The sequence below is a fragment of the Pedobacter sp. Leaf250 genome (assembly GCF_920984735.1).
GTDB lineage: Bacteria > Bacteroidota > Bacteroidia > Sphingobacteriales > Sphingobacteriaceae > Pedobacter.
In genome coordinates this window covers 1-25,526 of record NZ_CAKLBU010000020.1, presented here as the reverse complement: position 1 = coordinate 25,526, position 25,526 = coordinate 1, and the positions used below count along the sequence as shown (strand labels likewise).

25 protein-coding genes are annotated in these 25,526 nt (G+C 35.9%); 12 read left to right on the top strand and 13 right to left on the bottom strand.

What is annotated here, in order from left to right; all coding sequences use genetic code 11:
• The first annotated feature begins 222 nt into the window (after positions 1–222).
• The 3 genes from LUA91_RS16575 to LUA91_RS16565 all read left to right on the top strand — a co-directional run bounded on the left by LUA91_RS16575 (position 223) and on the right by LUA91_RS16565 (position 3,491).
• The gene (locus LUA91_RS16575; protein ID WP_231427237.1) at positions 223–1,770 is read left to right on the top strand and encodes a pseudouridine synthase; all 1,548 of its coding nucleotides are present in this window, start codon (positions 223–225) and stop codon (positions 1,768–1,770) included.
• A 114-nt stretch (positions 1,771–1,884) separates the two neighbouring features.
• Positions 1,885–2,994, top strand: coding sequence for a lactonase family protein (locus tag LUA91_RS16570; protein ID WP_231427236.1), 1,110 nt, complete (start codon positions 1,885–1,887; stop codon positions 2,992–2,994).
• Between the two features lie 2 nt (positions 2,995–2,996).
• A complete protein-coding gene (locus LUA91_RS16565; protein ID WP_231427235.1) occupies positions 2,997–3,491 on the top strand; it encodes an SRPBCC domain-containing protein in 495 nt (164 codons plus the stop codon).
• A gap of 159 nt (positions 3,492–3,650) precedes the next feature.
• On the opposite strand, the gene LUA91_RS16560 is transcribed toward LUA91_RS16565, so the two are convergent.
• From LUA91_RS16560 to tilS, 5 genes are all read right to left on the bottom strand, one after another.
• Positions 3,651–4,097: a KTSC domain-containing protein gene (locus LUA91_RS16560; protein WP_231427234.1), complete on the bottom strand. Its 447-nt coding sequence runs from the start codon at positions 4,095–4,097 to the stop codon at positions 3,651–3,653.
• Between the two features lie 597 nt (positions 4,098–4,694).
• Positions 4,695–6,575: a beta-galactosidase family protein gene (locus tag LUA91_RS16555; RefSeq protein ID WP_231427233.1), complete on the bottom strand. Its 1,881-nt coding sequence runs from the start codon at positions 6,573–6,575 to the stop codon at positions 4,695–4,697.
• A gap of 248 nt (positions 6,576–6,823) precedes the next feature.
• The gene (gene bshA / locus LUA91_RS16550; protein ID WP_231427232.1) at positions 6,824–7,966 is read right to left on the bottom strand and encodes an N-acetyl-alpha-D-glucosaminyl L-malate synthase BshA; all 1,143 of its coding nucleotides are present in this window, start codon (positions 7,964–7,966) and stop codon (positions 6,824–6,826) included.
• A gap of 215 nt (positions 7,967–8,181) precedes the next feature.
• Positions 8,182–8,670, bottom strand: a complete 489-nt coding sequence (locus LUA91_RS16545) for a hypothetical protein (protein ID WP_231427231.1) — start codon at positions 8,668–8,670, stop codon at positions 8,182–8,184.
• Positions 8,671–10,002, bottom strand: a complete 1,332-nt coding sequence (gene tilS, locus LUA91_RS16540; RefSeq protein ID WP_231427230.1) for a tRNA lysidine(34) synthetase TilS — start codon at positions 10,000–10,002, stop codon at positions 8,671–8,673.
• Positions 10,003–10,067: 65 nt separating this feature from the next.
• Between tilS and LUA91_RS16535 the strand changes: the two genes are divergently transcribed.
• Positions 10,068–12,371: an OstA-like protein gene (locus LUA91_RS16535; RefSeq protein WP_231427229.1), complete on the top strand. Its 2,304-nt coding sequence runs from the start codon at positions 10,068–10,070 to the stop codon at positions 12,369–12,371.
• 198 nt (positions 12,372–12,569) lie between these two features.
• Here LUA91_RS16535 and LUA91_RS16530 read toward each other — a convergent pair whose 3' ends face one another.
• The gene (locus tag LUA91_RS16530) at positions 12,570–13,142 is read right to left on the bottom strand and encodes a non-canonical purine NTP diphosphatase (RefSeq protein WP_231427228.1); all 573 of its coding nucleotides are present in this window, start codon (positions 13,140–13,142) and stop codon (positions 12,570–12,572) included.
• 54 nt (positions 13,143–13,196) lie between these two features.
• Complete coding sequence (locus tag LUA91_RS16525; RefSeq protein ID WP_231427227.1) at positions 13,197–13,850, bottom strand: hypothetical protein; 654 nt, start codon at positions 13,848–13,850, stop codon at positions 13,197–13,199.
• Between the two features lie 122 nt (positions 13,851–13,972).
• Between LUA91_RS16525 and LUA91_RS16520 the strand changes: the two genes are divergently transcribed.
• From LUA91_RS16520 to LUA91_RS16490, 7 genes are all read left to right on the top strand, one after another.
• Positions 13,973–14,542: a hypothetical protein gene (locus tag LUA91_RS16520; RefSeq protein WP_231427226.1), complete on the top strand. Its 570-nt coding sequence runs from the start codon at positions 13,973–13,975 to the stop codon at positions 14,540–14,542.
• A gap of 51 nt (positions 14,543–14,593) precedes the next feature.
• Positions 14,594–15,961: a peptidylprolyl isomerase gene (locus LUA91_RS16515; RefSeq protein ID WP_231427225.1), complete on the top strand. Its 1,368-nt coding sequence runs from the start codon at positions 14,594–14,596 to the stop codon at positions 15,959–15,961.
• A gap of 5 nt (positions 15,962–15,966) precedes the next feature.
• A complete protein-coding gene (locus LUA91_RS16510) occupies positions 15,967–16,929 on the top strand; it encodes a MoxR family ATPase (protein WP_231427224.1) in 963 nt (320 codons plus the stop codon).
• Positions 16,930–17,039: 110 nt separating this feature from the next.
• Positions 17,040–17,414 carry a YdeI family protein gene (locus tag LUA91_RS16505; RefSeq protein WP_231427223.1) on the top strand — a complete coding sequence of 125 codons (375 nt, stop codon included), beginning with the start codon at positions 17,040–17,042 and terminating at the stop codon, positions 17,412–17,414.
• Positions 17,402–17,617 (top strand): YdeI family protein, encoded by a 216-nt coding sequence (locus tag LUA91_RS16500; protein WP_231427222.1) that lies wholly within the window; start codon positions 17,402–17,404, stop codon positions 17,615–17,617. Before LUA91_RS16505 ends, LUA91_RS16500 begins: the two co-directional genes overlap by 13 nt.
• A gap of 32 nt (positions 17,618–17,649) precedes the next feature.
• Entirely contained in the window at positions 17,650–18,138 is a 489-nt protein-coding gene (locus tag LUA91_RS16495) for a DinB family protein (protein WP_231427221.1), read from the top strand.
• Positions 18,139–18,253: 115 nt separating this feature from the next.
• Positions 18,254–18,454 carry a hypothetical protein gene (locus LUA91_RS16490; RefSeq protein ID WP_231427220.1) on the top strand — a complete coding sequence of 67 codons (201 nt, stop codon included), beginning with the start codon at positions 18,254–18,256 and terminating at the stop codon, positions 18,452–18,454.
• A 93-nt stretch (positions 18,455–18,547) separates the two neighbouring features.
• Here the strand turns inward: LUA91_RS16490 and LUA91_RS16485 are convergent, their stop codons facing one another.
• The 5 genes from LUA91_RS16485 to msrA all read right to left on the bottom strand — a co-directional run bounded on the left by LUA91_RS16485 (position 18,548) and on the right by msrA (position 24,036).
• Entirely contained in the window at positions 18,548–19,432 is an 885-nt protein-coding gene (locus LUA91_RS16485; RefSeq protein ID WP_231427219.1) for a glycerophosphodiester phosphodiesterase family protein, read from the bottom strand.
• Positions 19,433–19,636: 204 nt separating this feature from the next.
• Positions 19,637–20,494, bottom strand: coding sequence for a nuclear transport factor 2 family protein (locus tag LUA91_RS16480; RefSeq protein ID WP_231427218.1), 858 nt, complete (start codon positions 20,492–20,494; stop codon positions 19,637–19,639).
• 80 nt (positions 20,495–20,574) lie between these two features.
• The gene (locus LUA91_RS16475; RefSeq protein WP_231427217.1) at positions 20,575–21,555 is read right to left on the bottom strand and encodes a M28 family peptidase; all 981 of its coding nucleotides are present in this window, start codon (positions 21,553–21,555) and stop codon (positions 20,575–20,577) included.
• A gap of 47 nt (positions 21,556–21,602) precedes the next feature.
• Positions 21,603–23,063: a cysteine--tRNA ligase gene (gene cysS, locus LUA91_RS16470; RefSeq protein WP_231427216.1), complete on the bottom strand. Its 1,461-nt coding sequence runs from the start codon at positions 23,061–23,063 to the stop codon at positions 21,603–21,605.
• Between the two features lie 373 nt (positions 23,064–23,436).
• Positions 23,437–24,036: a peptide-methionine (S)-S-oxide reductase MsrA gene (msrA, locus tag LUA91_RS16465; RefSeq protein WP_231427215.1), complete on the bottom strand. Its 600-nt coding sequence runs from the start codon at positions 24,034–24,036 to the stop codon at positions 23,437–23,439.
• Between the two features lie 251 nt (positions 24,037–24,287).
• On the opposite strand from msrA, the gene LUA91_RS16460 reads away from it, so the two are divergent.
• Positions 24,288–25,250, top strand: coding sequence for an isopenicillin N synthase family oxygenase (locus LUA91_RS16460; protein ID WP_231427214.1), 963 nt, complete (start codon positions 24,288–24,290; stop codon positions 25,248–25,250).
• A 32-nt stretch (positions 25,251–25,282) separates the two neighbouring features.
• Here LUA91_RS16460 and LUA91_RS16455 read toward each other — a convergent pair.
• Positions 25,283–25,526, bottom strand: a 244-nt coding sequence (locus LUA91_RS16455) for a hypothetical protein (RefSeq protein ID WP_231427213.1), incomplete at its 5' end; no start/stop codon positions are given.

Here is a 25,526-nt window from a genome sequence, read left to right as displayed (position 1 = left end):
GCTAAAAAATAATAAGCACATTATCAAATAGTTACGAATTTATCACTAAAAAACAGGCTCTAAAGTGCTTTAAACGTGGGTTTTAAATTTTGATTTTCGAAGCATTTTTCCTATTTTAGAGGCTATTTTTTGATATAAATTTTCGCCCTTCAACAATTGTAATGTTCATCAATTATTCCTAAATTTGCAGCCCGCATTTTAGGATGCGGTTAAAAGCGTATCATGATAAATAAAGACAACAGGAACAGTCGGGATGACAAGTCCAAATCGGGCAACCGGAGAACAGAAGGCAGAAGTAATGATGCCGGATCTGACAGAAGAAAATCAGACGACAGAGACAACAAATTCAAAAAATCATCCGATTCAAAAGATAACTTCAGACCCAGAAGTTCAGATAACAAAGATTTCAAATCAAAATCTTTCGGAGACAAAAGAGATTTCAAACCAAGATCAGGCGGAAGAGATTTTAAATCGAACGACGCAGAACCTCAAAGTTTCAAATTTGGCGATCGCGAATTCAAATCTAAAGATTCGGGTAATGAGCAGGGAGCAAGGAATAAAGATCAAAGACCAAGAAACACCAGAACCGGCGATAGAGATTTTAAACCAAGAGAAGGCGGATCAAGAGATTATAAACCAAGAACAGGAGATAGAGATTTTAAATCAAGAGATGGTGGATCAAGAGATTACAAACCGAGAACAGGAGATAGAGATTTCAAATCTAAGGATGGAGATTCGAGAGATTTTAAACCGAGAGAAGGTGGAGCAAGAGATTACAAGCCAAGAACAGGCGAACGTGATTTTAAATCAAAAGACGGCGCATCAAGAGATTTCAAACCAAGAGAAGGCGGCTACAAAGACTTTAAATCAAAAGGAAAATCTGATGGTTTCAGACCAAGTGCTGGAAGCTCAAGAGATGTAAAGCCGAGAGAAGCAAGAGAAGGCGATTCTCGTCCGTTTAGAAAACGCGAAGAATCACAGCCAAGAGATACCGAGTTCAATCGTCCGGAAAGAACAGTTATCGCTCCTGCTCGCAAAACAAATGAAGACAAAGGCTTAATTCGCCTAAACAGATATATTTCGAATGCTGGCATCTGCTCTCGCCGTAAGGCTGATGAGTTAATTGCGGCAGGTGTAGTTACCGTAAATGGCGAAGCTGTTACAGAACTAGGCCACAAAGTAGATCCGGCAAAGGATTTAGTGCGTTACAATGGCGAGTTACTGAAACGTGAGAAAAAAGTTTACGTATTATTAAACAAACCAAAAGATTACATTACTACAACTGACGATCCACAAGAGCGCCGTACTGTAATGCAATTGGTAGATAAGGCAAGTCGTGAACGCATTTATCCGGTAGGCCGTTTAGATCGCAATACAACAGGTTTATTGTTAATGACAAACGACGGCGATTTAGCTGATAAATTATCCCACCCTAAAAATGGTATCACCAAAATTTACAATGTAGAATTGGATAAAGCTTTATCACAAGGTGATTTAAATAAAATTGCTTTTGGTTTAGAGCTTGAAGATGGTTTGATTAAACCAGATAATATTTCTTACGTTGCTGGCGGAACGAAAAAGGAAATCGGTATTCAAATTCATAGCGGTAAAAACAGAATTGTTCGTCGTATTTTCGAACACCTAGGTTATAGCGTAGATAAATTGGATCGTGTGGTTTATGGCAACTTAACTAAAAAAGATTTACCTCGTGGAAGATGGAGATATCTTGAAGATCATGAGTTAATTCAGATCAAACATTTAATTAAATGATATTAAAGGCAATCGTGAGATTGCCTTTTTTGTTAGAATAGAAATATCTAACAGCTCAAAATTGTGCTCTAGCAAAACATTTTTTCTCATATTTGTTTAAACATGAACATCACAATGAAAAGAAACATCGCCATTCTATTAATGACAGCAATATCTACTATCGCCTTTGCGCAAAAAACAAATTATAACTTATTAATTGGAACTTATACAGCTCCCGGAAAAAGTGAAGGGATTTATACTTACAATTTTAATACTACGAGCGCAGAATCGAGCCTAAAGCAGATTGCCAAAGGAACGGCTAATCCGAGTTATCTGACCATATCTCCCGACAAAAAATTCGTTTATGCAGTAAATGAAACGGGAAACACCAGCTCAGTGAGTTCATTTAAGTACGATTCAAAAACTGGTGCATTAATCTTTTTAAACAAAGTAGATAGCCATGGCAACGATCCTTGTTACATTACCGCTGATGAAAAAAATGTAATTGTAGCGAACTATTCAGGTGGAAGTTTAGCCGTTTTTTCTCGTAATGCTGATGGATCGTTAAGTGAAGCTGTTCAGGTGATTAAACATACGGGAAAAAGCATTGATCCGAAAGGCAGGCAAGAAAGTGCTCATGTACACATGGTGAAATTTACACCAGATCATAAATATTTAATCGTTAATGATCTAGGAGAAGACCAGGTCTATATCTATAACTACAATCCTTCAGGAAAAGACAAAACTTTAACCACCAAAAAAGTTTTAAAAACCAATGCAGGAACCGGCCCAAGGCACATTACTTTTAGTCCGAATGGCAAGTTTGCCTACTTAGTGCATGAGTTTAATGGAAGCATTACTACATTCAGTTATTCTAATGGCAGCTTAACTAAAATTCAGGAAATTGGAACCACTGCCAAAGATTTTAGTGGAAAAATTGATGCTGCAGATATTCATGTTTCTGCTGATGGCAAATTCCTTTACGAAACCAACCGTGGCGATGCCAATAGCATTTCAACATTTTCAATTCTTCCGACAGGAAAACTAAAATTTATTGAAACCGTAAGTACTTTAGGCAAAGGGCCAAGAAACTTTACCATTGATCCAAGCGGGAAATATTTATTGGTGGGTCATCAATACACGAATGACATTGTAATCTTCAACAGAAACAAAACTTCGGGTAAACTTACAGATAGCAGAAAAAGAATTGATGTTGGCGCTCCGGTTTGTTTGGTATTCAATTAATAATGGTAAATTTCGATTGGTCTAGTTTCACTTTAAAGATAGCAATCAATGCTAAGTTGGAAGATATTTATAAGGCATGGACCAACGCAGAAGAAATTGAAAAGTGGTTTTTAAGCAATGCTGAATTTTATGATGAGAATAATGTTCTGTTGAGCAAAAGGCAGTCTGTACTTAAAGGCGACCAATACAAATGGATCTGGTATTTGTATGATGATATTGAACTCGGGAAAATTACAGAAGCAAATGGGAAGGATTTTTATCAATTTACTTTTGCAGGAAATTGTTTAGTCGAAATAAAGCTTACAGAAGAATTTGAATATGTCATCGTAGAATTAACACAGAAGAATATTCCGACCGACGATAACTCGAAGCGAAATATTCGATTAGGTTGCCATCAGGGATGGAGCTTTTATTTAGTTAATTTAAAATCTGTGCTTGAGGGCGGTTTGGATTTACGCAACAAGGATAACCGTTTTAAACCGATGTTGAATAATTAAGTTCTTGCTGAGCGCTGAAGATCATTCGTTATTGCAAGGCTCGAAGCATCAATTACGAATGAGATTTGCTTTGATCCTCTCAATAACGGTCAACTCTAAATTTGCTATGTACCAAAAAAGACCTGCCGTTGGCAAGTCTTTTCGATAATATTATTAATCTTATGCTGTTTCGGCTACTCTAGCCACATTGCGATAAGGATATTCACTAAAAATATGTCTGCGGGCAAAACGACCCGGAGAATCGGCGTTAACCAATTTCACATAAATTGCTTTAGGCACATCAAAATATTCATAAGCACTGCCATCATAAAACTGAATATTTAATACTTGTTGTTTGTATTCAAAATCCTGAATGTTGGATAAAGTGATTGTTTGTGTGTATGTTTCGATGTTTTGCTCACGTGTTTCTGGAGCAATGCTCACCAAAAAGTGGTAAGCTTCTATAATTTGTTTACTTCTTGCTTCTGCATCCAACTTCTCTTCCTCTTGCTGAAATTTATCTGGGTGACAATCTTTCATCAATGTACGATATACCGACTTAAGTTCTTTTAATTCAGCCTCTTTATCTACATTCAAAAGCTTTCTGTAATCAACTATTTTTTTCATTTGTGCTAACCTCTTTTTAGTTTTAATGAAATCGGTAATGTTTATAATTGATGGACGATTTCAAAGGCGCAAAGATACAATTTATAATCATTTGATTTTGAGAAAGTTTAATTTAATTATGCGATGATGATTTAGAAGGATTTAGTTTAGTTAAAACTTTGGAAGTCGGTTAACTTCCAAAGTCTCCAAGGCCTAAAGCGAGGGCACTGAAAAACTACCAGTTGAAAAAGTCGCTTGAGTTTTATTTTGCAATTAGACGATTCTAAGAGTCCTTATCTGCCGTTTTTTCTCGATATTTAATAAGACATTTTAGACAAGGACTTTTTCAGTGCCCTCCCTAAAGCGCAGCAAGACTTCGCCAGTTTCAAATAGTAAATTTTAAAAGACTGACGAAGTTTTCCCTTACCCCATTCCCATCAAAACTTTGTAAGTCGATTAACTTCCGAAGTCTCTAAGGCCTGGAGCGAAGCAAGACTTCGCCAGTTTCAAACCATATCTTTAACGAGACTGACGAAGTTTTCCCTTACCCCATTCCCATCAAAACTTCGTAAGTCGGTTAACTTGCTAATTATTAAAGGCTTAAATAAAAGAAGACTTTTATTTTGTCAACCCATTTTCAGTCTTCAGATCTTCCAGAATTGGTGTGGTTAAAGATTTTACTGATTTCTGCATCACATCGTTTTTCTGCTCAAAAATAACAATATCGTTTTTGCCAACCTTTAACCAGCAGCCAGGCACATATAAAGTCTGCTGAGGTCCAACGCTCCAATAGCGGCCGATATTTATGCCATTAATAAACACAATACCTTTACCGAAACTGCTCATATCTAAAAATGTATCTCCAGTTTTAGCAAGTGTAAAATCTCCTTGATATATTGCCGGTTTGCCAGCAGTTGCGGTATTTTTCGCCGTTGCAACATTTGGAACTACATCCATTGGCAACTTGTACATGTCCCAATTTCCGGTGATGGTTTGCCCATTGATAATCACAGGCGAGATGATTCCTTTTGTACTGTTGACAATTTTAGCGCCGTAATTTATACGTCCCATGTTCTCTACAACAATATCCAATGTAGCATTGAACGGAATATCTATTTCGCAATCATATTTTTTATAATAGCTATTTAATTCGGCCACTTTCGTTCCATTTACATAAACAATAGCATAATCGCGAAGCCCAGCCAATTCCAGTTTACCACTAATGGGTTGATTGAACTTTTTACTGTACCAAACGTAACCATGTCCTTGATTTAGCGCTTCAAAAGTTAAAGGTTTATCATCATTAACTGGTGTGATTTTACTTTTGATATCTTCTAAATCTACCGCTTTTGTAAATGCAATATCGGGTATGGCAATAACCGGATTTTTTGCTGGCACTACAGGAGTTGAAGCAGTTTTGAGCATTGAACGCAAAGTATCGTACTTTTTAGTGGCCCAACCTGCTTCGCTAATTGGTGCATCATAATCATAGCTGGTTAAATCTGGCTGAATATCGTGTTTGTTATCATAATTAGCACCTGATGTAAAACCGAAATTGGTACCTCCATGAACCATGTAATAATTAAAGGAAACACCGCCATCTAAATATTTCTGGGTTTGTTTAGCAATGCTTTTATACGAAACCTTTGGAAAAGGCTCTGCCCAATGATCCAACCAACCTGGATAAAACTCCGCAACCATATACGGACCTTTTCCTCCGTTAAATTGGTTCACAACTTCTTTTAGTTTAGTAACATCATCCTCCCCGTTTGCGGTGGGTAATGCACCTGGTAAAGCGCCACCTTCAAACAACCAGCTACCATCAGATGTAAAAAATGGAACATTAAACCCAACATCTTTTAATTGCTGAAATACCGCAGCACTATACTTTTTATGATCTTCTAAGCTGATATCTTTACGTTGAGCAACATAAGAACCGAATTCATTTTCACCCTGAACCATTATAATTGGGCCGCCGTTACTTACCAAAAGTGACTTAACCTGACTATATAAAGCTGTGAAATAAGCTTTTGTTGCCGCCAGGTATTGTGGATTATTACCTCTGATAACCATTCCGGGAACCTGAGTTAAAAACCAGGGATAACCGCCAAATTCCCATTCGGCACAAACGTATGGCCCCGGGCGAAGAATTACAAAAAGCCCTTCTTCTTCAGCAATTCTAATGTATTCGGAAATGTCTTTGTTTCCAGATTTAAAATCCCAAACCCCTGGGGCGGTCTCATGATAGTTCCAAAATACATATGTTGCTACCGCATTTAAGCCCATCGCTTTCATCATCTTTAAACGATGACGCCAATACGGTTTCGGAATTCTGGCATAATGCATTTCGCCACTATGAATTTGGATCGGTTTATCATCCAACAAGAAATTTCCATCAGCAATTGCGAAAGTGTGCTTTACAGTTGCCTTTTTTGATTGGGCATTAACTGAAGCAGTGATGCCAAGCAATATTGCCAGCATAAAAAATTTGGTTCTCATAAGTTATTTAAAGATTCGTTTTTTCAACAAGATCAATCCGAAAAATATGGGGCATATTTATTTGAAAAAAAATCGATCTACCATTTATTTTTTTAAAATACATCAAATTTCAGCTGCGTTTTAAAAAAATTTTGATGGATAAGTCAAACGTTTGATCACGTTCAACTTTGCAGAAACGATGATTTTTTTATCTCAATAATATGCCCAAACCACTAAATATAGGCGTTTAAGCGGTAGAAAACCAAATATTAGTATTTTACTTGCAAGGAATTCTCGATCACTTCTTTATAATAATCAATGTATGATGGCAGGATTTTTTTCAAATCAAAATCTTGGGCTCTTTTGAAAGCATTTTCTTTGAAATATTTCAGCGTTTCATCATTACTTAAAATGGTAATTGCTTTATTTGCCATATCTTCAACGTTCCCCACATCGCACAAGTAACCACAATAATCATCGATATTTAATTCTGGTAATCCGCCAGCATTTGATGTAATCGCCGGCACTTTACAAGCCATAGCCTCTAGAGCTGCCAACCCAAAACTTTCAGATTCAGAAGGCATTAAGAATAAATCAGAAACAGATAGAATTTCTTCTACGGCATCTTGCTTGCCCAAGAAACGCACATGATCGCCAATATTTAAACTCCGGCAAAGCTGTTCATCGTAAGAACGTTCAGGTCCATCACCAACCATTAAGAGTTTCGATGGAATAACTGCCTGTACTTTTTCGAAGATTCGAATTACATCAGCAGTACGCTTTACTTTTCTAAAGTTTGAGGTATGAATTAATATACGCTCATTATTTGGTGCAATTGCCTTTTTAAAGTGATCTTTTGCTTGCAAACTAAAGCGACTGAAATCGATAAAATTCGGAATTACCTTAATGTCTTTAGTAATTTCAAAATGATTGTATGTATCGTCTTTCAAATCTTGCGAAACAGTTGTTACACCGTCGCTTTGATTGATAGAGAAAGTAACCACAGGTTTGTAAGTAGGATCTTTACCCACCAAAGTAATATCGGTACCATGCAATGTAGTTACCACAGGAATATGAATACCATAGCTAGCCAAAATCTGCTTAGCCATAAATGCTGCCGATGCATGTGGAATAGCATAATGAACATGCAGCACATCCAATTGCTCAAAACGAACAACATCTACCAACTTGCTCGCCAATGCCGATTCGTAAGGCGCATAATCAAAAAGAGGATAATCCCTTACCGAAACCTCGTGATAAAAAAGGTTTGCTGAGAAAAAATCGAGCCTAGCAGGCTGACTATAAGTAATAAAGTGAACTTGGTGGCCCTCATTTGCTAGTGCTTTACCAAGCTCTGTTGCAACTACTCCACTACCACCAAAAGTGGGGTAGCAAACAATTCCTATCTTCATTTATAATTGTGTTGTTGTTAACACAAATGTACCCCATTTTTAACTGAAATGCATGTCGGGATATTGCAATAAAACACTGGATTTTAGATGATAACTTTCCTTTATTTGTTTTGATAAGCATTTGCAGCAACTAAGTAGACCTCACAGCATTAAACGAAACAAAAAGTTATTTAAAATTTAATATGATGAATATGCGAAAATAATGCCTGGATAGATTATTTCAAATTTCTCATTTCTTCCTTAATCACAAGAAAGAGTTCATTTGGTCGTTGCGTACCTATAAAATATTCTAAACCGTCACGATCGGTTAAAACTACTGCATCTTTACCTGATGAATAAAAACGAATGGTTCCTTTGGTGTGCAGATTATAAACTGGATTATTAAAAAAGTAGCGGCTATAAGTTGCTTTGCGCACCTCTACAATGCTATTTAAATCAATTTTTACACGTTTTGTAGTCCAAAGTCCATCTAAAATCATGCTGCCATTATCGACCACAATTTTATACTGAATTAAAAAAAGCAATAACATGGATACACCAATGATTCCAAAGCCAACCACAAGAAATAAATCCTGGGTATTATCGCGATCGCGTTCGTAAACATAGGCGGCAAAACAGAATGCAGCCATAATTAGCCTGATGAAAATGCGAACATAATCACGACCGATATATTGTTTTTCGATGTAGGCGTATCTGCTTTCCACTTATTTTTTTTTGAGTTCGAATATAGCAACTTTTTTTGTTGCAGTGGTTAATTTATATCTATTATCCTGGCGCATACCTGCAATCCAAATGATATCGCCATTACCATTAATTAAAATTGCAGTTGAGGCTTTTAGGTGTAGCGGAACTTTTTCATCAATAAAAAAATCACTTACCTTTTTAGGTTGCCGCATGCCTAATGGTATAAATTTATCACCATTTTGCCAATTTCTTAAAATCAACGGAAAAATTAATTTATCGGCATTTACAAAAGCTTTGTTTTGATTGGCTTCAAATTTGATTTCTGTAGAAAAAGATAGCGCAAATTCATCCTTACCAAAAAAAACACTCTTAGTTGATGGATGAATAAACTGGTTGGAAATTCCATCATTGTTTTTATCCACGATTACCAAATAATCTCTATTGATAATTGCCTGATGATTAGCACTAAAAAAATGTGTTCCACTTAATGATTTTAAATGGTTTATAATTTCCTGAATTACACTTTCAGTAAATCCATAAGGTTTAAGTAACTCAAACAATAGCAGCTTTTGCGGATTCAGCCTTGAAATTTCATCCAATGGGATATAAATACCATCTGCCTTTTTGTTTAGAATTTTTGCAGATAATTTTTGCACCTGAACATTTAAAAACGTTTCTACTTCAGCAAAACGGGCTGCGTTTTCGGTAAAAGTTTTTTCCAAATCTGGATTAATCTCTTTTAAATGAGGAATTACTTTTAACCTGATTTTATTCCGTGTGTAACTAGCGCTTTGGTTGGAACTATCTTCAATATAATCAAGATGATTATTTTCAATGAATTCATCAATTTCCTGGCGGTTTAAAAACAATAATGGCCTGATTAAATTTCCTCGATTAGATAAAATACCATGTATGCCGCTTATGCCTGTACCTCTAGTTAAATTTATAAGCATGGTTTCTACGGTATCATTTTGATGATGCGCCAATGCCACGTAATCAAATCCTTCTTTTACCCTAATCTCTTCAAACCAATTGTAACGTAAATCTCGGGCAGCCATTTGAGTAGAAATTTTATTTTCGGCTGCATATTTTTTCGTTTCGAAATGCGTTATGTAAAAAGGAAGATCAAGACTTGCGGCTAACATTTTAACGAAATTTTCGTCGCGTTGCGCTTCATCTCCTCTTAAGTTGAAATTACAATGCGCTACACCAATATTAACGCCTATTGCTTTAAACAAATGCAACATTAATACTGAATCTTTTCCTCCGCTAACGGCTAAAAGAATCTTATTACCCTTTAAAAACAGCTGGTGCTGATTAATAAAATCCTGAAATTGTTTTAAGGGTAACATCCATCAAAAATATTTAATTTTAACTGGTATTCCGAACGTTCGGAACAAAAAACTAACTTTGTAAAGTGCAAAAACTATTTGTCTTTTTATTTTTAATATTCTTTCCGGCATTTCTTTTTGGCCAACAAAAGGCAACGAAGATCAAAATTGTTTCGTTTGGCAAAATTAGTGGCGACACGAAAAATAAAATCAGCTATTTACGCTATCCTGTTTTTCAGCAAGATAATGCCACATTAACCTGCGACAGTGCTGTGTTTTACAGCGAGCGAAATTATTTCGAAGCTTTTAAAAATGTTCACATCAATCAGCTCACTACGGATATTTATTCCGATCAACTGGAATATGATGGAAATAAAAAGCAGGCGCATTTAACTGGGAATGTAAGAATGGTCGATCCCACATCGGTTTTAACTACAAATGTTTTAGATTATAACACCTTAAGTAAAATCGGAACTTATACAAGTGGCGGAAAAATTGTGAATCAAACTGTTACGCTTACGAGTAAAAACGGATATTATTTCAGTAATACCAATGATGCATATTTTAAATATGATGTTGTGGTAGTTACGCCACAAACCACAATAAAATCTGATACGATGAGTTACAACACTCAAAGTAAATGGGCATTTTTTTATGGCCCAACAAATATTAAAGGCAAAGACGATAATTTATATACAGAAAACGGTCAATATAATACAGCATCTGAAGATGCCTTCTTCGGCAAAAAAAACCTATACACACAAGGAACGAGATCGCTAAAAGGCGATAGCTTATATTATTACGGTAAACGGGGCGTAGGCAAAGCCGTTAAAAACATTGTCTTTTCTGACACGAAAGATAAAATGAAAATGTTTGGTGATTTAGGCTACTATTATAAAATTGATCAGCGGACATTAGTTACCAGAAATGCTTATTTAGGCATTGGAACTGAAGATTCGATTTTGGTAAAGGGGAAAAAACGTCCGGATAGTTTATGGATGGGCGCAGATACTTTGGAAACTCAAATGGTTTTGCAAAAAACACTAAAACTAATCCCTAAAATTTCTATTAAAGCTGATAATGAAGTTGGAGAAGATGATGAAGAAAATGGCGGAACTAAGGAAAAAAAAGAAAGTTCAGCCAAACCAACGGCAACAAAAGGTATTAATGTAGTTGCAGAAAAAGCTAAAACTGATAGGAAAAGTAAAAATAAATCTAAAAGCGAGACTGATCCAAATGATGAAAAAAGCTTATTCCCCAATAAATCCATCGATAGCCTAAAGATTGATTCCTTAATTAAAAGTCCTCAAAAAATAAAGTCTGATAGTACGCTAAAATTAATAAAAACCACAGCAGACTCAATCATTAAAAATTTACCAGCTTTAAAAACGGATAGTTTAACAAAGAAAATTACTACTAAAACTGGAAATCAAATAAAAAATATAGATCCATCCAAGGTCGATTCTTTATCGAAAAGTCTTCCCAAAACAGCAACTAAAGACGCATTGAATAAAACCCTGATCAATTTAAAACCAGGTTTAAAAAATGATACGGCAAAATTCAACCCTGCAGATACCGTTCAGGCTCGTATTATCAAGGCTTATCATGGTGTAAAGATTTTCAAAACAAATATTCAGGCTAAAACCGATAGTTTATTTTACACCAGTGCCGATTCTACTTTGCGCTGTTTTGTAAATCCTATCATTTGGTCTGAAGGTTCGCAACAAATTGCAGATACCATTTATGTTCAGTTTAAAAATAAAAAACTGAATAATCTCCAGGCCTTCAGAAATGCATTTTTAGTGAACACACCAAAAGACTCCCTGCGGTTTAACCAGATTAAAGGTAGGTTGATGACTGGTTTCTTTAAAAACGGCAAGCTGAAAACCATGTATGTAGATGGTAATGCAGAAAGCATTTATTACACTCAGGATGATAGCACAAAGCTTTATAAAGAAATGAACCAAACACTGAGCAGCAGGATAAAATTTATTTTTCAGGATAATGAGAACGATATTGAAGACATTGTTTACATTAAGGGTGTAGAAGGTGCATTAAATCCTGATGGTAAGGTTGCAAAAGACAATGTGTTAAAAGGATTTTCGTGGAAACCGAAAGAAAGACCGAAAGCTAAAAAAGATGCAATTGGTTCGGCTGGTAAGGTAAGGGCTAAACCTAAAACTGCCTTGCCAAAAACTAACTTGGCTAATAAAGGGTTAACGCCAGCTAAATCAACAGCCAGTAAAGTACCTGTTAAAAAAACAGTAGCGCCTAATTTCAATTTGAATAAGAATCTGCCTCTGGCCAATCCTTTAGATACGGTTAATTTTGGAATCAAACCAATTCTACCAAAAGCTGATTCATTGAAGAAGATGCTACAAAAGTTATAAATCCTGATATTTTAGATGGTCATTACAAAGCTGGTCGTCATTACGAAAATATCTCTGATTTTCATCTGAGATGTTTGTGGCCATCTTTTTAAATGGCGTAATCCAACAATAATCGTTGCTTTTTCTTTTGTAATGTTATTTACAATATGAAGATTGCCGCGTCCCGATGAAAAATCGGCACTCGCAATGACGATTTTGCTATTTCTTCAAAAACTCAATCATCTTTTTTACCGCAATTGCCCTGTGGCTAATCGTATTTTTTTCTGCCATATCCATTTCAGCAAAAGTAATATCATATCCTTCAGGTTGGAAAATCGGATCGTAGCCGAAGCCTTTCGATCCTGATAAACTTTCTCTGATCGTGCCGTCAATTTTACCTTCGAATATATGATTCTCCCCATTAAGCATTAAAGAAATTACCGTTCTAAACCTTGCCTTCCGATTGCTTTGACCTTCGAGTTTTTGCAAAACCAGCTGCATGTTTGCTAAACTGTCTCTGCTCCCACCATATCTTGCCGAATAAATTCCTGGTTCATTGTTTAAAGCTTCAACCTCCAAACCGCTGTCATCCGCAAAGCAATCCAAATTAAAATTTTCTATTACGTATTTGCTCTTCAAGGTTGCGTTACCTTCAAATGTTTCTGCTGTTTCTGGAATATCAACATCACAACCAATATCGTTCAGATTTAAAACTTCATATTCTCCAGCTAATGCTAATCGGATTTCTTCAGTTTTATGTTGATTATTGGTTGCAAAAACAAGCTTTTTCATGATAAATGATGTTGGATGGAAAATAAGTAAAACAATTGCAATACCTGAATTCTATTACTTAATTTTTTGAAGATTTCCCCAAAGTTGTTTTTTCGATATCAAATCACTGTCTAATTGATGCAGATTAGGAGCAAAAATAATTTTAGTATTTCCATGTTGAATGATTTCATTCTGCCAAGTAACGTTCAATTTTAAATCGGTAATTTCTACACCGAATGAAAGCATAATTGCCGGCTTAAAGAATTCCTGAAATTCATTAAATTCTGTTCCATCGTATTGTGCATAATTCACTATGGCAAAATCAGGTGTACTTAAATCAACTGCTTTTACAATTTTTCTCAATAAATCCCTTCCTTGCTCTGTGCTTACATCATGCTGAATATCATTCACCAGAATCAATACTGATTTTTTGTTTCCACCCAAAAATTTAAAGGTTTTTGGGGCTGTAGGTTCAGCAACAATATGAGGGATTTCGACTTTGGGCGTATAGGTATTAACAACTACATCTACTTTTTCAATGGAAATTAACTCATTTTTTGGTGCCAAACCTTTTTCCTCAGCTAAAACATTTTCATTTATAATTGAATGATAAACAGGCTTTTCATGATCAACAGCGGTGATTTCTACGGTTTCATCTTTTACCAAAAAAACATCTTCAGTAAAAAATAAGCGTAAAGCATTCGCATTGTTGGTAAGCTGGTTTTCCATTCGTATTTTTGCCGGATAATAATTTCTGTTAAAATTAGTTAAATATCTTATAATAGCGCCGCTAATTGTTACTTTTATCCATTAAAATTTATAGAGTGCTCTGCTTAAAAAAGGCTTGTTGCTTGTTTATTTTCAGTTGTATTTTCGGTTATTCGTTTGCGCAAAACGTAGCTGCAATTAACGGTAAATCAATAAGTGCTAAAGAATTTTTATGGGCATATAAAAAGAGCCACAATGGAACGATAAGTGCCGATTATGACAACCTGCAAAGCTACCTAAATCTTTATATCAACTTTAAATTGAAGGTTTTAGATGCCAGAGAAATGGGCTTAGACAAAAACCCCGTTTATCAGGAAGAAGTGAAAACTTATGAAACTGCATTAGCAAACCATAAAAAAGCCAATGCAACCCATAAAGACCACGATTTTTTGCTGACAGAATATAAAGAGGGCGTTTTAATGTTTAATGTATCTGAACAAAAAATTTGGAATAAAGCACAAGATGATGAACAAGCTATAACCAGTTTTTACGCCAAAAATCAGCAAAATTACAACAAACCTTTAAGCGAAATTAAAGGGCAGGTAGTAGCCGATTACCAGCAAATTTTGGAAGAAAATTGGATTAACGGACTTAGACAAAAGCATCAGATTAAAATCAATGAGAATGAGTTGAAAAAACTCGCAAAACAGTAAATCCATTTTGGTAAAAGATTAATATTAAATTTGCAAAATATAATAAATAGAATGAAGAAGTTTTTTTTAGTAGCAACAGCATTAATTTGCATATTTTTAAACAGTTATGCCCAGCCAGGGAAACATAACATCGATAAAGTTGCTGCTGTAGTAGGTAATAATATCATCCTACTTTCAGATTTGAACCAGGAATATACACAATACCTTTATCAGGGAAACCCACCTAACGAAAGTATTAAATGTAAAATTCTACAGAATACCTTAACGCAAAAATTACTTAAACAACAAGCTGAGATCGATTCGGTAATGGTTGAGGATGGCCAAGTGGACGATGAGGTAGATAAACGTATGCGTTCGATGATGCAACGTGCCGGTGGACAAGAGCGCTTGGAGCAATTTTTAAACAAATCTGTTTTGCAATATAAAGATGAGATGAGACCAACAATTAAAGATGGTTTAATCGCTCAAAAAATGCAGGGTAAAATCACCGAAAATATTAACGTAACTCCAATGGAAGTTGAAAAATATTTCAAATCTTTGGGTGATAGTATTCCAGAATTCAATACTGAAGTTGAAGTAGGCGAAGTTATTCTTGATCCAAAATTATCAAGGGCAGAAAAACAAAGGTTCCGCGATAAAATTGAGGCTTTACGCCTGAGAATTAAAGGTGGTGATGATTTTGGCGTATTGGCTAAAACTTATTCGGAAGATCCAGGATCATCTGCAGATGGTGGGGATTTAGGGTTTTTCGACAGAAGTATGATGGCCAAAGAATTTACAGCCTGGGCTTTTAAACTTAAAGCCGGAGAGATTTCGCCTGTATTTGAAACGGAATTTGGTTTCCATATTCTTCAGGTAATTGAGCGCCGTGGTGAGCAGGTTCACGCCCGTCACATTTTAATCAGACCGGCAACAACACCAGAAAGTTTAACCCGTTTAAAATTACATGCTGATAGTGTTTACAATAAAATCATGTCTAACAAACTATCATTCGCAGCTGCTGCAAACTTATATTCAGATAATAAAGAATCGAAATATAATGGCGGTATGATGTTAAATGCCGAGAATGTTCAGGCAAGAACTACGTTTATTCCTATTGATAAATTAGACCCATCTGTGTTTTTGGTAATTGATACCATGAAAATTGGAGGCATTTCTAAACCAGATTTATATACTGCTCCTGATGGTAAACAAGGTTATCGTTTACTTTATTTAAAATCTAAAATTCCGCCTCACAAAGCAAACATGGCTCAGGATTTCCCAAAAATCAGAGATGCGGCTCAAAGTGATAAAATAAATCGTACTTTAAGCGAATGGTTTGAGAAGCGCCGTGAAAGCACATATATTAAAATCGACGACGAATTTAATACCTGTGATGAATTAAAAATCTGGACTAAAACCGCCACAGCCGCAAAATAATACGAATGCAGTATAAAAACGAAGTAGAAGCCGTTGATGCACTTCATCATACCTTCAACAAAATTAAAACCGAAATTAGTAAGGTTGTTGTTGGACAAGATGATATCATCAAATCTGTTTTAATCGCCATTTTCAGCAACGGACATTGTTTGCTGGTTGGTGTACCCGGATTGGCTAAAACACTACTCGTTCAAACTGTTGCTTCGGTTTTGGATTTAGATTTCAACAGAATTCAATTCACACCTGATTTAATGCCAAGTGACATTATCGGTGCTGAAATATTAGGAGAAGACAGGAACTTTAAATTTATAAAAGGGCCTGTTTTTTCGAACATTATTTTGGCTGATGAGATTAACCGTACGCCGCCTAAAACACAAGCCGCTTTGCTTGAGGCCATGCAAGAGAAATCGGTTACCGCAGCTGGCCTAACCCATACTTTGCCTAAACCTTTTTTCGTTTTGGCTACACAAAACCCAATTGAGCAAGAAGGAACTTATCCCCTACCGGAAGCGCAGTTGGATCGATTCATGTTCAACATTCAATTAAACTATCCTAAGTTTGCTGATGAATTGAATATTGTAAAAAATACCACGAGCAACAGAACCATCCAGCTGGAAAAAATTATCCATGCAGATGATATTCAATTTTTTCAGAAACTGATTCGCGATATTCCGGTAACGGATAACGTTTTAGAATATGCCGTGAAATTGGCATCTAAAACCCGTCCGAATAGTGAATTTGCAACCGAAGCAGTAAATAAATACATTAACTGGGGCGCCGGACCAAGAGCTTCGCAATTTTTGGTTTTAGGCGCAAAATGCCATGCTGCCATTTCAGGCAAATATGCTCCCGATATTGAAGATGTTCAAGCAGTTGCAGAACCTATTCTTCGCCATCGTATTGTAAGAAATTATCGTGCTGAAGCTGAAGGATTATCCATTGAAAAGATCATTAAAGATTTATTATAAGACATTAACCCGATTAGATAACCCATCTCCAATTAAAACGGGGATGGGTTTTTTGTTTTAAACATATCATTACAAATTTTTAAGTATTTTAGAGATAAGGATTGTATGTTATGGCCAGCAACGAAATAGAAAAAATTTATCGAAAAAATAGAAAAGAATGGCGATCGTGGCTGGAAAAAAATCATCAATCCATCCCTTCCGTTTGGCTTGTTCAATATAAAAAGAGCGCTAATAAGCCAACAATTTCTTGGGTTGAAGCTGTTGAAGAAGCAATTTGCTTTGGCTGGATTGATAGTATCAGAAAATCTATTGATGAAGAAAGATTTATTCAATTTTTCACCAAAAGGAAACCCAAAAGTGCTTGGTCGAAAATTAATAAGGTGAAAGTTTTAGAATTAATAGAAGCTGGATTAATGACCGAAGCTGGCTATGAAAGCATTACCCGGGCAAAAGAAATGGCTCATGGATTATTTTGGATGAAGTAGAAGAATTATTGATTCCAAATGAATTAGACATCGAATTCAATAAAAAACCAGAGGCGAAAGAATTCTTTTTAGGCTTAAGCAAATCAGTTAGAAAAGCAATTTTACAGTGGATTGCTTTTGCAAAAAGACCTGAAACAAAAGCTAAAAGAATTGAAGAGGTGGTTGAGCTTGCCAGTCGAAAATTGAAACCAAAACAATTTTAAAATCTTATTTACAACAAAACCACCTTTTACCAATGGCTAACACTCAAAAACTTTCTGGTGCATTTGCTGCTTTAATGGATGAATACAAGAAAGCATTAGATGAACTGATAAAAGTTATCAAGCCTATAAACCCTAATTATCTAACTAAAACCATCGAGCCTGAAAGCTTAAATACAGATTGTATTTCGATTCAAACTATTTTAACGCATGTTAATTCATCTATTTTCAGTTATGCAATTTATATCGAAAATTCAATTGGTGTAAATATGGAACGACCAGTAAGAATGCAATTTGATGACGTAAATCAATATATTTCAAGATTGAAAGAAGCCATTGCCTACACCGAAAATGTATTCATTCAATATCCCAATATTCGACTGGAAGAGTTTGATGCTGCAAAGAAAATAAACGCCAGATGGGGGCAACAATACGATGTAGAACAGATGATGGAACATGCCATTGTTCATATTTTAAGGCATAGAAGACAAATTGAAAAAGCGATTGAACAATTTAATGGCTGATAAAAACCATTCATGTATTTTAGCATAAGTAAAGGAATCAATCTTTAAATTTTAAAATAGTTCTTATCTTTATGCCAATTACAAAGCAAAATTTTTCAAATCAAAAATATTTAACATGTCAGCTCACGATTCACACGCACCAGTTCAGCAAACAACAGGCATTTGGGCATTACCTTTAACAGCATGGATTATCGTTTTAATCCTTCTTGTGGCTTTCACCAGACCAATCTTTGTCCATGCACCTGAAGGTTCAGGCCATCATGAAACAGAAAAACCACATTCAAAAGCAGAAGAGGCAGAATCATCACATCACTAGTATTAAGTTGAAATTTTATATTGGCTAGTTCATATAGCCAGAAGAAAAAGCGTCATGAGGTTAAAATCAAGACGCTTTTTTTGTGGTTCAAATTTATTTCAACTGCCCCATCAGGTTAGGAAAATCGGTGATTACCCCGTCAACGCCTAAACTCATAAAATATTTAATCTCTTTCAAACTATTAACCGTCCACGGGATAATTTTAATGCCCATGGCGTGACAACGATCAACCAATCCTTTCCCAACCAAAACCGAGTACGGACTGTAAATAGTTGGTTTGAAACCTAATTTTTCAATGTAATCTTCAAAAGGTTCCTTTTCATCAATTAACAATGAGGTTTGTATTTTAGGATATTTCTCATGCAAATATTGCAAAGTCCGCATATCAAAAGATTCAATAATCACACGCTTTGCAATCTTCTTGGCATTTACAATCTCCATAATTAGATCTACAAATTCAGCTGGTTCCGGATGAAAATCATTATCCCCATTTTTAATCATTTTGGTTTCGATACTGTAAACAGGTTTAGCTAATTTCTTTTCTTTAACATAAGCCTCCACTGCATCAATAGTTTCACTAAGTAAGGGCTTGTAAGCTTTAAACTTTACCTGACCTGGAAAACGAGCGTGAACTTTGCTTCCTACATCAAACTTCTTCACCTCGGTGTAATCCATCTTGTAAATATTGTATTTCTTTTGGTCTTTCAAAGAGATTGGTTTACCGTTCGGCATTAACGAAATTTCGTTGTTGAAATAAGGTTCTTGCGATAAAACCACTTGTTTGTCTTTCGAAATAACGGCATCCATTTCAAGCGTGGTTACACCTAAATCTAATGCTTTGAGCATTCCTTCAACAGTATTTTCTGGCATAATGCCGCGGGCACCTGCCTTTCCCTGAATATCGAACTTTCTCTTTTGAGCAGAAACCTGTAGAAAAATAAATAGAAGAGCAATTAAAAGGTGTAATTTTTTATTCATGAAATTAAAACGTAAAATGATTGATTAATATATTTTTTGGTTGCGCAAAAACAATGCAGTTTTTAATGTCGGGTTTTGCTTTTTACTTATATCCGAAGGAAAGATGAACTAAAAAAAGAGCGTATATGACAATAAAACAAGTTGATGGCGCATAAAAAAAGGGCTTCTTTTTATAGAGAGCCCTTAATAATTCACACTATAATTCTATCTGTCAGCAGGTACAAATGCCTGAACGATTAAGTTCCAGCTTGCATCAGCAGCCTTTTCGTAAACAAAAACATAATTAAAGCTTTCGCGTAAATCAGCTTTATAATCAACGGTAGCCACACCATAAGTATAAGCTAAATCACTCCCTATTGCCTTATCTACACCGTTAGTTTTTAAATTAATTTTACTGATCATCCCATTATAAAATGAGATGATTTTGCCTTTGCCGTTAATGGCCTCATTACCTGGAAATAATAAACGGGCATCTTCTGTTAAAAAACCACCAAATGCAGCAATGCCATGCGTTTTCAATAAAGTATTTAAAGTTTTTTCAGTTGTAGAAATGATGTCTTTTCCAGCCTTCAATTGTTTTTCGTTCATGAATTTTGGCGCCACATGATCTTTAGGTTCGGTAAATTTTGCAGCAGTTTTATCCAATGGTTTATTGCTTGATGTTCCTAAATCAATTGCCAATTTCCATTTGCCATTCTCTGATTTCCAAATGGATAAATACTGACCATATTTTTTCTCCGAGCCCGTAACAGCATAATGCCCAGTGGTAAAACCTAAATCGCCACTGCGAGAAACCTTTGCTAAATTTGGCTCCCAGGTAACTGTATTTTCATCTGTTTTTTGCGCATTATAAAATGTTCTTACATTTACAGGATTCGGTCTGAAAACCAAAGCGCTTGCTAATGAATACTCTAAGTAAGATTCTTTATCTCCGCTTTTAGCGATAGATTTTGCAAAATCCTTTTCTGCATTTACCAACGATTTTGTTGTACCGTCATTCTTTTGTGCAAATGCACCAATTGCTAAAAGTGATAATATTGCAGTTGAAAGTAATTGTTTCATTATTTATTGTAGATATATGTTTGGCGAATATAAAATTTTTTGAAGGTTGTGCTTTTAAAAGTAATTAACAATTGCACATTTTATTTTTCTCTATAAATGGTTTCCAGCACAGTTTGTCCGGTTGCTTTTAAGGTGTTTTTATCAATATTGGCTAAGTTATCAAGCTGTGTGTGCCAATTGATATAGAAGCCAGTGTTGTCATTGTAATGAATAATATCGATTGATGGTACGCCTGCTTTGTTCATCCAAAAATGATCATCAACAATTTTGCCGCTCGGTATTCGAACAAAATACGACGAGTAACCAATTTCATTTCCAATATCCCAAACACGATTAACTACTTCGGGTGCCGACTGACGGGAAATTTCATCTTGCGTAAACTGTGCATTTCCACCACCTACCATATCGAGATTTATGCCAAAGGCGGCTTTATAGCCAGTTGCAATAGCATTTTTCGCCCAAAACTGTGATCCTAAACACCAGGTAATTTCATCAGGTGTTTCATCATTGGCTTTTCCGTAATCTTCCAGATCCCACAGCACAAAATCAATCCCTACATTTGGAGTTTTTTGCTGAATTTGGCGAGCCATTTCCAAGATTACCCCAACCCCACTGCCACCATCGTTTGCAGCATCGAATGGTTTATTCTGATTTGCCGGATTGGTATCTTGATCAGAAAATGGACGAGCATCCCAATGTGCCGAAATTAAAACACGGGTTTTATTTTCAGGATTAAAACTTGCTAGAATGTTTTTCAGCTGAAATGTTTTCCCATCGTAAGTTTGAGTTTTTTCTCCCTGAATTTTTACGATGGCACCAAAAGATTTTAATTTTGAAACCAAGTATTCAGCACATTTTTGATGTGCAACCGTACCCGGCACCCGAGGACCAAAGTCTACCTGTGCTTTTACGTAGGCATAAGCGCTGTCGGCATTAAAATCCGGAGAAACCAGCTTAATTGCCGTGTTGTCTTCAGATTGTGACGATTGATTTGGTTTATTTTTACAAGCCTGAAAACCCAATATGGCAATCAAGGGTAAGATTAAAAGTTTTTTATTCATTATTTAACTCAAATATGGAAAAAATTCCCATCCAGCCTTCAACTAACCTAAGCCTTGTTCCAGGTTGTGCCTTCCTTACTATCTTTCAATTGAATACCCAATTCCTGCAAACCAATTCTAATTTTATCGGATGTAGCATAATCTTTATTGGCTTTAGCTTCGGTGCGTAGATCGATCACCATTTCCAAAACGCCGTTCAAATCATTGCTTCCGGCATCTTCATCTTTCAATCCCAGAATATCAAAAACGAAATCATTTATAAGCGTTTTTAATTTTTCCAGTGATTCAGCAGAAATTTTAGCCTTACCATCGTAAACTGTATTAATAATCCTTACCGCCTCAAACAATTCAGCAATTAAAATCGGACTGTTAAAATCATCATTCATGGCAACCATGCACTTCTCTTTTAGTGCATCAATATCGAAATCATTTTGCTCCGAAACCACCAATTTATCCAACAGACTTACTGCAGCCATCAACCTGCGGAATCCTTTTTCCGAAGCATCGAGTGCATCATTAGAAAAATCCAAAGTGCTGCGGTAATGTGCCTGCAACATAAAAAACTTAACGGTCATCGGGCTATAACCTTTTTTCAAAAGCGGATGCGCACCTGTAAATAATTCTAATGGAAGAAATCCGTTGCCAGCCGATTTCGACATACGTGTTCCATTAACCGTAAGCATATTCGTATGCATCCAATAACGGGCAGGCTGTTTATGACTGCAGGCTTCTGATTGCGCAATTTCATTGGTATGGTGTGTTGCCGCTAAATCCATCCCACCACCGTGAATATCAAATTCATCGCCCAAATATTTTGCACTCATGGCCGAACATTCGATATGCCAACCGGGAAAACCCAAGCCCCAGGGCGATTGCCACTGCATCAAAGTTTCAGGTTTTGCTTTAATCCAAAGCGCAAAATCCAACCTTCCACGTTTTTCATCCTGTCCACCCAATTCGCGGGTGTTGTTCAACATGTCTTCTAAATTGCGGTTGGTTAAAATCGTATAATTGTATTCCTTACTATATTTTTCTACATCGAAATAAACGTTACCATTCACTTCATAACCATAACCATTGGCTATAATTACTTTAATCATTTCAATTTGCTCGATAATATGTCCGGTTGCAGTTGGCTCAATGCTTGGCGGCAAAGTGTTAAACATCCGCAGCACATCATGGAAACCTAAAGTGTACTTCTGCACAATTTCCATTGGTTCCAATTGCTCCAACTTTGCCCGTTTTGCAAATTTATCATCGCCCTCATCTCTATCGCCTTCCAAATGGCCGGCATCGGTAATATTGCGCACATAACGCACCTTATAACCTAAGTATTTGAGGTATCTAAAAATTAAATCGAAAGAAATAAAAGTACGACAGTTGCCCAAATGCACATCGCTATATACGGTAGGACCACAAACATACATGCCCACATGGGCTGCATTTAAGGGTTGAAAAAGTTCTTTTTTGCGTGAAAGCGTATTATAAAGCTGTAAGCCAGTATTCATATTGCAAATGTAATATTTACCAACGTAAAGTTTCAGAAATGCTTCATTGTTTAATTGCCACGGCGCTTAATTGACAATTCGTAAATTAAAAAAGGGATTTGGAAAGGTACTGAAGTGCAAATCGGAAAATGTAGCCCGTCTTTCCGCTAAATCCCCGATGAAGAAAAAATCGGGGGATATCGCTTCAATACGGTTTATTAAACAAGGGTTCGGCATTTACTAAGTCTCAAAATTAACAATAAAGAAATTAGCCATACCTATTATACACGAATGTCATCCTGAGCCTGTCAAAGGACTTTTAAACTAGGTTCTTAGTGCGTTTCGACAAGCTCAACATGACAAGATCTTATTGAATATAGTCAAAATCAGAAGGCTAATTCTTCAGCTTCGCTTTAAAAATCTTTTCAAGCTTCTGCATTTTAGGCAAAATAACCGCTCTGCAATAAGGCTCACTACCATTTTTTAAATAATAATTCTGATGGTAATTTTCAGCTACATAAAATGGCTTGGCAGCTTCTATAGCCGTTACAACAGGTTTTCCGAATGCATTGGTTTTATTTAATTCAGCTTTATATTTATCGGCTAAAGCTTTTTGTTCTGCATTATGATAAAAAACGACTGATCTATATTGCGTTCCAGAATCTGCACCCTGACGATTTAAAGTAGTTGGATCATGACTTTTCCAAAAAACTTCCAATAATTCATCGTAGGAAATAACCATCGGATTATAGGTAATTTCCAAAACTTCTGCATGGCCAGTTGCCCCTGTACAAACCTCTTCATAAGTTGGATTGGCCAAACGCCCACCTTCATAACCAGATTTTACTGCTGTAACGCCTTTCAATCTTTGAAAAATGGCTTCTGTGCACCAAAAACAGCCCATACCAAAAGTTGCCTTTTCTGTTTTTTTACCTTGGGCCTGAACTTGATTCAGTGCCAGGACTGATAATAAAATTAAAATTATTCGTTTCATGTTGTGTGTTGATTTTTTATAAACCAGATTTTCAATCCAGCTTGATATACTATATTACGAAATAAAATCATTCCTAGTTTCATTCAAAACAATAATGGATTTTGCATGACAAACCTAACCTTTTGTGAGTTTAACTGTTGATGTTAATAACTTAAAATACTGTAAATTAGTTTATTATAGCCACAAAATCTTGCACATCAACACTTATTAACAATTCTTTTTTAAATTCGTACAACATTAAATATAAAATTATGTCTACACCGTATATTCCTTGTTTAGATTTGGGTTCTTACATCAATGGAACTGAAGAAGAACGTAAAAAATTTTCTGATGAATTAGGCAGAGCCTTCAATGATTCGGGTTTTGTAACCATCACTAACCACGGTCTAAATCAGGAATTGATAGATAAGCTTTACGAAAATATTAAAGCGGCTTTTGCACTTCCTGTAGAAACCAAAAAGAAATACGAAAAACCAGAATTGGCTGGTCAGAGGGGTTATACCAGTGCAGGCAAGGAAACAGCAAAAGGTGCTAAAACACCAGATTTAAAAGAATTCTGGCAAATCGGTCAGGAAGTTACGGATGGCGACCCAGTGAAAGATGAATATCCTGACAATGAGGTTTTGGAAGAGTTACCAGATTTTAACAAAGTTACTGGCGATACCTATAAAAAACTGCAGGAAAACGGGACACACCTGCTACGTGCTATTGCTACTTATTTAGAGTTACCCGTTAATTATTTTGATCAACACGTACACAATGGAAATTCAATTTTGAGAGGAATTCATTATTTCCCGATTGAAAACCCAGAGTTGATTCCTGATGATGCAGTACGTGCAGGCGCCCATGAAGACATTAACCTGATTACGCTTTTGATTGGCGCAAGTGCTGATGGCTTAGAAGTATTAACCCGAAGCAATGAGTGGTTACCGATTAAAGCACACCATACTGATATTGTAGTAAATGTTGGCGATATGTTGCAACGCTTAACCAATAACAAATTAAAATCGACTACGCACAGAGTAGTAAATCCACCTCGAGAGTTGATGAAAACCTCTCGTTTTTCTGTGCCATTTTTCTTGCACCCACGCAGCGACATGGATTTAACAAGTTTACCATCAACCATTGATGCCGAACATCCAAAAGCATATAGCGATATGACTGCAGGTGAATATCTGGATGAAAGATTAAGAGAAATTGGATTGAAAAAATAAAGCCCTTTGTAAGAGGTCTCTCATAAACCAATCTACCTTTGGCTCTTGTCACGTTGAGCTTGTCGAAACGCTTTTAATTCAGTTTTTACAATTCCTTCGACAAGCTCAGGATGACATTTTTTAACAAGAAAAGCATCGATTAATTCGATGCCTTTTATTTTTACTGAGAATTTTAAAAAGGTCATTATATTGTTGTTATGCAAAATATATTGACTGTTCGTGTGAGGCCATTCGAGGCTAGGTAAACTTTGAGTTATACCGTAAAAAAGGTTTAGC